The organism is Candidatus Schekmanbacteria bacterium (genome assembly GCA_003695725.1).
Classification (GTDB): Bacteria; Schekmanbacteria; GWA2-38-11; order GWA2-38-11; family J061; genus J061.
The window spans coordinates 1-12,052 of record RFHX01000083.1 but is presented as its reverse complement, the minus strand read 5'-3'; the positions used below and the strand labels follow the sequence as shown (position 1 = coordinate 12,052).

Below are 12,052 nucleotides of genomic sequence, written 5' to 3'. Positions count from 1 at the left end.
TATTCAGACAACGAAGGATTTCTATCATCCGCTAATGAGCTGATAAAAAATTTCAAAAAATCAAAATATTACGCCCGCACACTTTATCTCCTATATTCCTTTTACAAAAACAAGAATGATTATGATAAAGCAAGGGTATCACTAATGAGAATTGTTTCATCCGGAGATAAATATTACAGCAAGTTTGACCTTTATTGGAATTATGCTTTTTTATATTATCTTGAAGGAAATTTTTCCAAAGCATATATAAATTTCAATTTGGCTGCTGATTATTCGGAAAACAATAATCAGCAATATGCCAAAGCATTGTTTTGGGCTGGAAAGTCAGCTGAAAAGATGAAGCTTTACGACTATTCAAAGAAGCTTTTTTCCAAAGCTTCTTTGTCAAAAAGTTTCTACGGCTGGCTTTCTTATTTAAGGGTAAAGGAAGAAAAAAGTGGGATAGATGAAATTTTGCTAAGTAATTGCATTCCTTCTTTGCCCAAAGGGAAAAAAGAAAATCTGTGGGAGAGAGTCAAAGAATTAAACAGGAATAGAAAATATTCAAGATATATTGAAAGAGCAAAAAAGTTATTTGAAATTGGATTTAATGGAGATGCCCTTTATGAATTGAATTCGGCATTGAGATTTCTTAAAAAAATGAATCGTGATAAGGCAATAGCAATAGCAAAACTTCTGATAGAAAACGAAGGATATGAAGAAGCCATAAGGTATATTAAATCAAATTACAATTTAAGATTTGAGGAATTATTGAATTCACAGGATATGGCAAGAATTCTTTATCCTCTTGTGTATTATGAAAAAATCAGAAGCATATGCGATAAATATAAAGTAAATCCCTTCTTGATAGTATCGCTCATAAGACAGGAAAGTTTTTTCAACAAGAATGCTGTATCATATGCTGGCGCTGTAGGACTTATGCAGATAATGCCGGCTACTGCAAAAAAAATGACAGGAAAATCGCATTCAAGAGATTCTTTGACTGAACCAACAAAAAATTTAGAGATAGGTATTCAGTATTTGGTTTCGCTCTTGAAGCGATATGATAATAATCCCGTATATGTTTTATCTGCTTATAATGCAGGTGAAAGAAAAACAGACGAGTGGAAAGATAAAAACAATAAAAGTGATATGGAAGAATTTATTGAAGAAATTACATTTCAAGAGACAAGAAATTATATCAAAAAGGTACTGGAAAACTTTTTTATTTATCGTGAAATATATTGTGGCAAGAATTTATTGCAGGCGGCTTAAATATTCTTCCATAATCAGACGATTTTCTTTTGAAATATCTGTAATATCGATTCCTGAAGAATAGACTTTTCTCTCTCCTTCTTCAATTTCATGGCATCTGCAAACTTTACCACTCATATAAATAACTTTATCTTCAAGCATCAAATTAACTCCAACATGGTCCTCCACCTGAAAGGGGTTATTATGCTGTAAAAGAAGTCCGCTCAAACTTATATTTTTGACTTCAACCTTTTCCTTCTTTTCAAGCATATCTTCTTCAGAAATTGTGTTGCAGTAAGCTATAGAGTGTATGCTGTAACGAGGATATCTCCTTTTCTCAAGATAAGAGTGCGTCATAGATACTAATTCAAGAAATCTTTCAGATGACTCAATGTTCATAAATCCTTCAATGAAAGACTGATTTTTCAGCAGATTATTCCAATATAGGTTGAATTTATCCATTTCACCGTCAATTTTTTTATTTTTATCAACAGATTCCACAGAATGGAAAAGCATTATACAAATAATCTTTATTGGCGGTATCCCTTGAATCCCCAAATCTATTCCCTTATTCAATCTGCCAATAAAAAGTAGAGAGGTGGATATGTAGAGGAAGGGACAATAATTTATTGTAAAAGGAAAAACTCCATTTGAAATGAAATCAGTGCCGTCCTTAACGAGAGATTCTTTCAACCTTTCCCATTGTTTTGAAATAATGGCAAATTCTCTGCGTGCCGCCTGTTGATTACATACTTTGTCAGATGTTACAATTCTCTCTGATACTTCAAGAAAGAGGTCTTTAATATTCTCAGAGGCAAGATTTAGCTCTACAATATCCGGCAGGTACTTTTCGAAATCTTCTTTTTTAATCATAAAAAATCAAAAATAAAATTATATTCAAATTTTAATCTCTTTGATTCTTTGCCGTCAATTATTTTTATCGTGAGAGCATTTTTTGTATAAACGAATTTACAGTCGGAAGAAAATTCATATCCTTTAGAAAAAAAATTATTTTTTCATTCTATCAGAATAAGAAAAGCATAATGAGGCATATCTTGAAAGAAGATTTCTTGCATTAGTGAAAAAAGATTCGGCAAAAATTTGTGAAGGACTGTTACTGCTAAGAGATTTGCTTATCTTTTGCAACAGCAAATATGTTTCATATGATTTTGTTTTCAGCTCGATGGTATCTTCATTTGACAGATAAGAGCTTAGATTGTGCCCATATTCATTGTCAAGCTCATAAAGCGATTCAGTAAAGATTCGTATTTTCTCAGTTTCCCAAATCTTTTTGCCTATCTTCCAATAGGTTTCTCTGTTTTCAATTCCTATTGAAAGCTGCCGCATATTCCTAATATTTTTTCTGAATTCATAATATTTTTTGTTCTCAATTTTTCCTCTTTTCATCTTTCTTGCTTCAAGCTTTTGGGAAATATTGGAAATCTCTTTCGCTTTGAATTCATCGTCTAAAATAATTCCTAAAAAGAATCTGTTTGCAAATTCATAATCAGGATGTTCCATATGTGTGCTCAGAAGAAAGATTTTTCCTTTTTCATATTTTTTTTCACCTGCAAGCATAGAATTTCTACATATGCTTTCTGCCGTTTCCCTATCAATTAGAAAAAGTGTCTTATCCGTAAAATCCCAAAAAACCGCCAGCTGATTCAGCGTATCGTCATCCTTTATAAAGGGGCCTCCGTAGATAGGTGCTGAAAGAAGTATTTCTTCTAAACCCTCTGAAACAACCTTCATTATGATTTCGCCTCTTACAGGATGGTAAATGTAACGGCATCCGTATGTCACACTGTATTTATATTCCATAGTTTTGGCGGGCGGAAGGGAAGATGCGAGATTTCTGATTTTTGCTGATGTAAAATTAAAATAATTGAGGGGTTTTTTGGAAGACCTGAGCATTAGATATGCACCTGCGCACACACCTATATATGTGCCACCATTTTTTATGAAATTTTCTATTGATTTCGCTCCTTCAATGCCCAAAGATTCGGCAATGGCGAAACTGTCTCCTCCGGAGATAATCAATACATCGCATTTCGACAAACAGCCTTCTTTTATATTTTGCGAAGAAACGAAATTGACAGAATATAATTTATGCTTTTTAAAAAACTTTATTAACCATATAAATGAGTGTGAAGCACCCTCGTCTGCATATATTGAAATTCTTTTTTTCATATTCCTTTAAGAAAATGCTTTAATAGAAAAAGAATTTGGTATATAAATTTTGTAACATAGCTATTTTAATGATAAAGATAAAGTCATATATTACATATTATTTTTATAAGACAGATGAAAAACAAAATTGAGGATTTACGAAAAAAAATAGATGCTATTGATTCAAAAATTTTGAGACTTCTAAGTGAAAGAGGCAAAATTGCCAGACAAATAGGGAATATCAAGAAAAAAAACAACAGCAGGATTCTTGTTCCTCACCGTGAAGAGGAAATTTTGAAAAGAATTGAAAAAGAAAATCCGGGACCCTTTTCCTCGTCAGTGATGAAGGGAATCTTCAAAGAGATAATATCGGCAACCCGCTCTCTTGAAGCGCCTATCGTAATTTCCTGCTTAGGCCCGGAGGCATCCTTTTCCCATTTAGCAAGCATAAAGCATTTCGGCAAATCTTCCAATGTTGTTCCTAAACTTTTTTTAAAGGATGTCTTTGAAGATGTTGAGAAGGGGAGTGCTTCTTTTGGAGTTGTCCCGATTGAAAACTCCTATGAAGGAACGGTGAATGAAACTCTCGATCTTTTTCTCGAATTTTCGCTGAAAATTACCGGAGAGATTTTTTTGAAGATAAACCATAACTTAATGAATATTACAGGTAAAGCGGAAGATATAAAAACAATCGTTAGCCATCCCCAACCAATAGCGCAATGCAGGGAATGGCTAACAAAAAATATGCCCTCAGTCAAAATTGAAACGGTGTCAAGCACCTCTATGGCTGCAAAAATTGCTTCAAAGGATAAAACCAAGGGCGCCATTGCAAGTAAAATGGCTAGTGACATCTATAATCTAAAACCTGTTTATGAGCATATTGAAGATAGTGTCAATAATTTTACAAGGTTTCTAATTTTGGGAAAAGAAATCAATGAAAAAACAGGAAAGGATAAAACTTCGATTATTTTTGCAGTGAATGATAGGGCAGGGGCTTTGCATGATGCTCTTTCCTTTTTTTCAGAAAATCGAATAAGTTTGACAAAGATTGAATCGAGGCCATCGAAAAAAAAGCCATGGGAGTATATATTCTATATAGATTTCTTGGGACACATTGAGAATAGGGCTGTGAAGAGAGCGCTTGCAAAGCTCGAGGCAAATTGTCTTTTTCTCAATATTCTTGGGTCATATCCAAAGGGTTCTCTCGACTAAAAATGAATCTTTCATATTCAATTGTAAGTTTTATGGCGCTTCTTCTTTCTATATCTGTCCATGAATGCTTCCATGCACTGAGCGCCAACTACTTTGGAGATGATACTGCAAAACGGATGGGAAGAATGACCATAAACCCTATTCCTCATATTGACCCAATAGGAACTTTAATCCTTCCTTTGCTCATTCTTGTTTCAGGAAGCGGATTTTTGATTGGTTGGGCAAAACCAGTACCCGTAGATATAAGAAATCTCAAAAACCCCAGAAAAGACAATTTGTGGATTTCCTTTGCAGGACCTTTGAGCAATCTTATGCTTGCCATAATCTTTGCCATTATATTCAAATTATTTATTCATTCAGTCAACTCGTCCAGTGTTTTAAATAATTCAAAAATAATAGAGCCATTGATGATTTTTATTTATATGAGTATCAGAATCAATGTGATACTTGCAATTTTCAATATGATTCCTGTCTTTCCTCTCGATGGAAGCGGTGTTCTTTTAGGACTTTTGCCGCCATCAAAAGCCATTGCCTATGAAAGACTCAGGCCTTATGGTTTTATAATAATTATGGCTCTATTCTTTACAAATGTGTTAGGTATGATTATTACACCACTGAGCAATTTAATTTTTTCACTTATTGGAGTCAGTTAAAGAAATGGAGAAAAAAATGAGCAAAGGGAAAAGAAGAGTATTAAGTGGAATGAGACCGACTGGAAATCTTCATTTAGGTCATTATATAGGAGTTTTGGAAAATTGGAAAAAGATGCAGATAAATGATGATTGTTTCTATTTCGTAGCAGATTGGCATGCCTTGACAACTGAATATCAGGATGCTTCAAATATAAGAAAATATACAGACGAAATGATTATCGATTGGCTTGCGGCAGGAATCGATCCTGAGAAAGCAACGATTTTTGTCCAATCGGATGTCCTTCAGCATTCTGAACTTCATCTCCTTTTATCAATGATAACTCCAATTCCATGGTTGGAAAGGGTCCCTTCTTATAAGGAGACAAAGGAAAATTTATCAAACAGAGACTTATCAACTTATGGTTTTCTTGGTTATCCCCTTTTGCAAACTGCAGATATTCTTTTGTATTCAGCAGATGTTGTTCCAGTAGGAATAGATCAAGTGCCTCATATTGAACTGGCAAGAGAAATTGCAAGAAGGTTTAATTTTATTTATGGGGAGACAGTTTTCATTGAACCTCAGCCGCTTCTAACTTCTACTCCAAAACTTCCCGGAACAGATGGAAGAAAAATGAGTAAAAGCTTCGATAACTGTATCTATCTTGCTGATTCGCCTGAGGAAATCGAGAAAAAGATAAAAACAATGGTAACAGACCCTCAACGCGTGAGAAGAAATGATCCCGGCAATCCAGAGGTATGTCCAGTCTATGCCTATCACAAAGTTTTCAGCAAAAGTGAGGAAGTCAAAAAAATTGAAGACTCCTGCAAAGATGCTTCTATAGGTTGTGTCGATTGCAAAAAAATTCTATTTAATAATATCGAAGAGTTTTTTGTTGAATATTCAGAGAAGCGGGCAAAAATTTCATCTGATAGAGAACAGATATCTTCTATTCGCAAAAAAGGGAAAGAGAGAGCATATAATGAAGCAGAAAAAATGATGGAAAAAGTGAGGAATGTTATGAAATTGAGGTAGCCATATGTTATGGAAGCCAAGTTCTCAGAAATATTCGAAAAGATCAAAAATATCCTTGAATCATCGGCCCCTAAAAAAAGTGAAATATGCGGCTTGACAGGGGCGTCATTTGCACTCCTATTGTCCTGGTTCCATCACAAAGATAAACAAATCATCTATATTGCACAAAACGAAGAGAAGGCAAAATCTTTTTATGAAGACATTTTGTTCTTTAAAGAATATTTTTTCAATCAAAATAGAGAAAAGGATTTAAAAGTTCACTATTTCCCGCCAAGAGATACAGATATTTATGAAGAATTCTCGCCAGACCAAGAAATAGCGTCACAAAGGATTGAATGCCTTTTGGAAATGATTAAAGGAAAGGGCATATTTATTACAGTGCCTTCATCGTTACAGCTTTTCTTGATGCCAAAAGAATATTTGGAAGATAAATTCAGAGAAATTGATACAGGAGATTTAATAGACCGTGATGAATTGATTCATTATTTGATTAGCACAGGATATAAAAGAAGAGATTTTGTTGAACAAAGAGGCGAATTCAGTGTCAGAGGGGGAATTATAGATTTTTTTTCAGGGAACTATGAATATCCGGTGCGAATTGAATTATTCGGAGATGAAGTTGCGTCAATCAGGGAGTTTGACCAATTTACACAAAAATCATTGCGAAAGATATTGACTGCTTCGATCCTGCCGGTAAGAGAAGTGGTATATGATGAAAAATATTATATGCTTAAAGAAAAATTCTTATCAAAATTTCCTGAACTTATTGAAACCAATTACGCTAAAAAAATCTTGAGACTTATTGAAGAAGGTGAGTATTTTCAGGGAATAGAAAATTATCTCCCCCTTTTTTATTCATCTAAAAGTAGCTTGTTTGATTATTTTTCAGAAGATGCTCTCATTATTCTTGATGATAAAAAATCCATTTTGAAAACCATCGATGAAAACTACAAAAACTATGAAATAGCAAGAGAAGAGAATATCAGGAGAGGAATTCCGTCTCTTGAGTTGGATGAATTGGCTTTGAATAAAGAAGCAGTCAATGAAAAACTTTTAAATTTTGATGAGATTAATCTTTCGCCTATACCTTCAGATGAAAACAGCATCAAAGTTGATATCAAGCATACAGATTTCCTTCATATAGATGAATTAAAAAGGACTGACAGGTTTTATTCTGTAGCAAAGGAGATAAAAAAATATCGTGATGAAGGATTTGCTGTTTTCATATCGGCGGCTTCAAAAGCAAGGGGTGAAAGACTGATCAAGATGTTTATGGATTATAATCTGTCCATTGGATTTTTGAAAGAAAGAAAGTTTGATATTCTCCAATTTGACTATAAATCCCCACAACCTCCTCTAATTTTGATTGGCTTTCTGTCGGAAGGATTTATCTCAGAAGATTTGCGGCTCGTCTTTGTAACAGAAAAGGATATTTTTGGAACAAAAAGAGAAATCTACAGAAAAAAAACAGTAACTCCGGTAAAGTCGGCATCTACCTTTGAATCCCTAAAAGAGGGGGACTATGTCGTACATACTGAATATGGTATTGGAATATTTAAAGGCATTCAAAGCATGATAACGGAAGGGCGGCAAATAGATTTTCTCCTGATTGAATATTCTGGAGGAGAAAAACTTTATGTGCCAATCGATAATTTTCATCTCGTACAAAAATATATCGGCGTAAAAGGGACGAAGCCGGTAATTGATCGTCTTGGAGGCACAGGATGGATCAAAAGAAAGGAAAGAGTCCAAAAGGCAATTGACTCAATTGCGAAAGAGCTTGTCGAACTTTATGCATTGCGGCAGATGAGTAAAGGTTTTGCATTTTCACCTGACGATAATTGGCTGCGGGAATTTGAATCAAAATTCGAATATGAAGAAACTCCACATCAAGCAAAAGCCATTGAAGAGGTCAAAAGAGATATGGAATCTCCTGTCCCAATGGATAGACTTATCTGTGGAGATGTAGGATATGGCAAAACCGAAGTTGCAATGCGTGCCGCTTTCAAAGCTGTTTTGGACGGAAAGCAGGTAGCGGTCCTCGTACCTACAACAATTCTTGCTCATCAGCATTTTAAAACTTTTCAGGAGAGATTTTCAGGGTTTCCAATACGCATTGAGATGTTTTCACGCTTTGTTTCCAAAAAATATCAAAAAAAGATTATCGATGATTTAGAAGAAGGGAAAATTGATATAGTTATCGGCACCCATGCTTTGGTCATAAACAGATTGAGATTTCGTGACCTTGGATTGCTTATAATAGATGAAGAGCATCGCTTTGGAGTAAAGCACAAAGAAAAATTAAAGAATATAAAGAAAGATGTAGATGTTTTAACTTTGACTGCAACACCAATTCCGCGCACTCTTCAATTTTCACTGATGGGAATACGGGATATAAGTATTATAGAAACTCCTCCTGAAGACCGATTGCCAATAAAAACATTTGTATCTGCCTTCAACAAAAATATAATACGAAAGGGCATTTTAAATGAAAAGGAAAGAGGAGGGCAAATCTATTTTGTCCACAATAGAGTGCAAAGTATCGAAGCAATGAAGAATTTTCTTGAAAAACTTGTGCCTGAAATAAAAATTGGCGTTGCCCATGGACAAATGAAAACATCAGAGCTTGAAAGAATAATGATTGATTTTATCAATAAAAAATTTGACCTCCTTCTATCTACAACGATTATTGAGTCAGGTATAGATATTCCTTCTGTAAATACAATTATAATCAACCGTGCAGACAAATTAGGATTGGCTCAACTCTATCAATTGAGAGGAAGGGTAGGGCGAAGTCGGACTCAATCATATGCCTATATTCTTGTCCCTCATGACAAGGCAATGACGAAGGACGCAATAAAGCGTTTGAGAGTAATCGAGGAGACTACTGATCTTGGGTCAGGCTTCAAAGTCGCAATGCATGACCTTGAAATCAGAGGAGGAGGAAATATTCTCGGGGAGGCGCAATCAGGACAAATTGCGGCTATTGGCTACGACCTATACTGCAAACTTATAAGAGAGACAATTGCCCAAATGAAAGGAGAGGAAGCTCGTAGAGTAGAATGTAAAATTGAGCTCAAAACTGATGCTTCCATTCCAACTTCTTTTATCGCCGATTCAATGAAACGAGTGTCTGCCTATAGGAGAATATCTGAAATCGAAGACTTCAATGAATTGGATGAACTTAAGAAAGAATTTATTGATAAATACGGCCCTTTGCCCCCATCCTTTGAAAAATTATTTCTTATTGCAGCTTTGAGAATAAAAGGAAGAGAAATGTTCATTGATTCTATAGCAGAAGATTCCGAGGGAATCATCTTTAATTTTTCGAAACAATTCAAGCCATCGGAAAACTTGCTCAATAAGATACTCTCCTGTGAAAAATACAAAGTAAGATTCAGAAATGAAAATTCGCTTCTTTTGAAAGCTGATGACTTAGGAAAAGATAAAACAGAAATAGCGCTTTCATTTATAGAATATTTGAACTAATGATGTTTTTACATTACTTGAAGTATCACATTACTTATTGGGCTTGATGAATTGTCTCGTTTTTCTTGAAGAAATTATTAACTATCTCCAATAGGTCATTTATATTGAATGGTTTGGGAAGGCATATGGTTTTTGTTTCTTCGATAAACTTTTTGGTTTTTGGGTCGTAAGTGTCGCCAGTAGTAAAAATTACACTCTTTTCTATACCTGCATTCTTTTCTTTCAATATATTATAGAGAGAAAATCCATCTATTCCCGGCATTCTCAAATCAGAAATAATCAGGTCATAGGTGCAATTTTTGATTTTTTCAAGAGCTGTCTTGCCATTATCAGCAATTTCTACTCTATGTTTTTTATTCAAAATAGAAAAAATCAAATCCCTAATCATTGAGTCATCATCTATGACAAGAATTTTTTTCTGCTCTTTCTGCTGTTGATAACTAATTCCTTGCTCTTTTTCCTCTACTTCAGCGGCTTTAGATGTCTTTACTATGGGAAGTTTTATAGTAAAAGTTGTTTTTTTATAGGGTTTGCTCTCTACACTAATACTTCCTTTATGGTTGTTGATGATTCCGTAGCATAAACTCAATCCTAATCCTGTGCCGATTTGCGGCTCTTTTGTTGTAAAAAATGGATCAAATATTCTTTTTAAATTTTCTTTTGGAATTCCGGGACCATTGTCGGATATTTTTATGACTATCGACTTGTTTTCTATTGAAGACTCTATTATTATCTCTCCTTCATTTCCTGACAACGCCTGAAAAGAGTTGTTAATCATATTAAGAAAAACTTGCTCTATTTGTGTCTCATCTGCCATTGTTTCAGGCAAGCTTTCGTCGAGTCGGGGTATAAGTTTAATATTGCTTACATCAATCTTGTATTTGAAGAGTTTTACAACGCGCATAATTATTTCATTTATATTGACATTCTTAAACTGAGGTTTATTATGCCTTGCAAATCCGAGAAGAGAATGGATTATATTTCTTGCGCCCTTTGCGCTCAATTCAATCTTGGAAATCATTTCAGACAATTCGCCATCAACATTCATCTCCTTGATTATTTGAGAATAGCCAAGTATAGGTGCAAGTTTATTGTTCAGTTCGTGAGTTATTCCTGAAATCATCGAGCCAAGAGAAGCAAGTTTTTCTGAATGAAGAAGTTGTTCTTCCAGTTTTTTTCTTTCTGTTATATCCTTTATTAGCAGCACATTACCAATGATTGGATTGCCCTTCTTATCGCATGGAACAGAAAGGGAAACAAGTGCCGGAAATTTTTCTCCTTTTTTATTTACTAATTGCTCTTCTATGCTTTGAATCTGTATCGATTCATCTCCAAGCAGTCTCTTCCTTAAAAGGTTTTTGTCTTTTACACTATAACTTGCGCTTTCATCATCCTGTCCGTTACCCTCTTCAGGCAAAATCATAAAGATGCTTTTCCCTATTGCTTCAGCAGAGGAGTAACCAAATATCTTTTCAGCGCCCTTATTCCAATAGATTATTGAATTTTGGTCATTGGCAGTTATAATAGCATCATCAAGACTTTCAATCGTAGATTCGATATAATCACGAAGATAGTCAATTAGTTCATCTCTCTGCTGTTGTACAGAGATATCCCTAATCATAAGCGCAAATCCTGTAACTTCTCCGGATTCTGAATGAATAATCGATGAGCGAATTTCAACAGGTATAGAATCTCCGGTTTTTGCTTGAAGTTTTATCTTGACAGGCAGGCTTACTTCTTTCTTTTGAATAAAGGAAAATTTTTTCTCGAATTCGTCCTTAGGAGCATTTGTCAGAAAACTTAAGGGTTTATCGATCAATTCTGAGGGAGCATAGCCCGTTAAATTTTTAGAATATTCATTTGCAAATGTAATTTTCCCCTCAGAATCAATTATAATAAGCGATTCAGGAAAATTGGTTATTATCTCTTCGCAATTGATATTCGGTTTATGCACCTTTTTTTCATTCACTTTTTTTTGAGTTTTGCTATTGAATTTTTTGATATTCGATAAAGTCTCTGCACTTTGAATTTCTTTTAATTTCCTAATCTTGTCAAGTTGAAAGCAAATGGCTGTTTTCCCCTCTTTTTCAATAGAATTTTTTATATAACAAGATAGTTCAACTTCTAAAAGAGTGCCGTCTTCGAGAATTCTTTGAGTTGAGAGTTTATCCGCTTTCCCTTTTTTTATGAGAGAATTTTTGAGATCGATCAAATTGGAGAAAATTTCCTCCGGGATCAAGGGTAAATAGGAATAGATGATATCATTCTTTTCATAGCCGAATAT

General features: G+C 34.4%; 8 protein-coding genes. 5 read left to right on the top strand and 3 right to left on the bottom strand.

The annotated features are described in order from the left end of the window. On the top strand, positions 1-1,254 hold a 1,254-nt coding region (locus D6734_03530), incomplete at its 5' end, for a hypothetical protein (protein RMF96553.1). On the opposite strand, the gene D6734_03525 is transcribed toward D6734_03530, so the two are convergent. After that, the gene (locus tag D6734_03525; protein RMF96552.1) at positions 1,237-2,106 is read right to left on the bottom strand and encodes a PilZ domain-containing protein; all 870 of its coding nucleotides are present in this window, start codon (positions 2,104-2,106) and stop codon (positions 1,237-1,239) included. The two genes, D6734_03530 and D6734_03525, sit on opposite strands and share 18 nt — an antisense overlap. A 135-nt stretch (positions 2,107-2,241) precedes the next feature. After that, the gene (locus D6734_03520; GenBank protein ID RMF96551.1) at positions 2,242-3,423 is read right to left on the bottom strand and encodes a hypothetical protein; all 1,182 of its coding nucleotides are present in this window, start codon (positions 3,421-3,423) and stop codon (positions 2,242-2,244) included. A 114-nt stretch (positions 3,424-3,537) separates the two neighbouring features. On the opposite strand from D6734_03520, the gene pheA reads away from it, so the two are divergent. Genes pheA through mfd form a run of 4 tightly spaced genes read left to right on the top strand, consistent with a single transcriptional unit; the run spans position 3,538 to position 9,768 of the window. Beyond that, positions 3,538-4,614, top strand: a complete 1,077-nt coding sequence (gene pheA, locus D6734_03515; protein RMF96550.1) for a prephenate dehydratase — start codon at positions 3,538-3,540, stop codon at positions 4,612-4,614. A gap of 2 nt (positions 4,615-4,616) precedes the next feature. Then, the gene (locus tag D6734_03510) at positions 4,617-5,267 is read left to right on the top strand and encodes a site-2 protease family protein (protein ID RMF96549.1); all 651 of its coding nucleotides are present in this window, start codon (positions 4,617-4,619) and stop codon (positions 5,265-5,267) included. Positions 5,268-5,271: 4 nt separating this feature from the next. Further along, positions 5,272-6,279: a tryptophan--tRNA ligase gene (gene trpS / locus D6734_03505; GenBank protein RMF96548.1), complete on the top strand. Its 1,008-nt coding sequence runs from the start codon at positions 5,272-5,274 to the stop codon at positions 6,277-6,279. 9 nt (positions 6,280-6,288) lie between these two features. After that, positions 6,289-9,768 (top strand): transcription-repair coupling factor, encoded by a 3,480-nt coding sequence (gene mfd / locus D6734_03500; GenBank protein ID RMF96547.1) that lies wholly within the window; start codon positions 6,289-6,291, stop codon positions 9,766-9,768. A 34-nt stretch (positions 9,769-9,802) separates the two neighbouring features. Here the strand turns inward: mfd and D6734_03495 are convergent. Continuing rightward, the coding region (locus D6734_03495; GenBank protein ID RMF96546.1) for a PAS domain S-box protein at positions 9,803-12,052 on the bottom strand (2,250 nt) is incomplete at its 5' end.

What these genes read in the sequence shown, in the direction of transcription:
- pheA (RMF96550.1), top strand. Translation starts at nt 3,538, where the DNA reads ATGAAAAACAAAATTGAGGATTTACGAAAAAAAATAGATGCTATTGAT.
- mfd (RMF96547.1), top strand. Translation starts at nt 6,289, where the DNA reads ATGGAAGCCAAGTTCTCAGAAATATTCGAAAAGATCAAAAATATCCTT.
- D6734_03525 (RMF96552.1), bottom strand. Translation starts at nt 2,106, where the DNA reads ATGATTAAAAAAGAAGATTTCGAAAAGTACCTGCCGGATATTGTAGAG.
- D6734_03510 (RMF96549.1), top strand. Translation starts at nt 4,617, where the DNA reads ATGAATCTTTCATATTCAATTGTAAGTTTTATGGCGCTTCTTCTTTCT.
- trpS (RMF96548.1), top strand. Translation starts at nt 5,272, where the DNA reads ATGGAGAAAAAAATGAGCAAAGGGAAAAGAAGAGTATTAAGTGGAATG.
- D6734_03520 (RMF96551.1), bottom strand. Translation starts at nt 3,423, where the DNA reads ATGAAAAAAAGAATTTCAATATATGCAGACGAGGGTGCTTCACACTCA.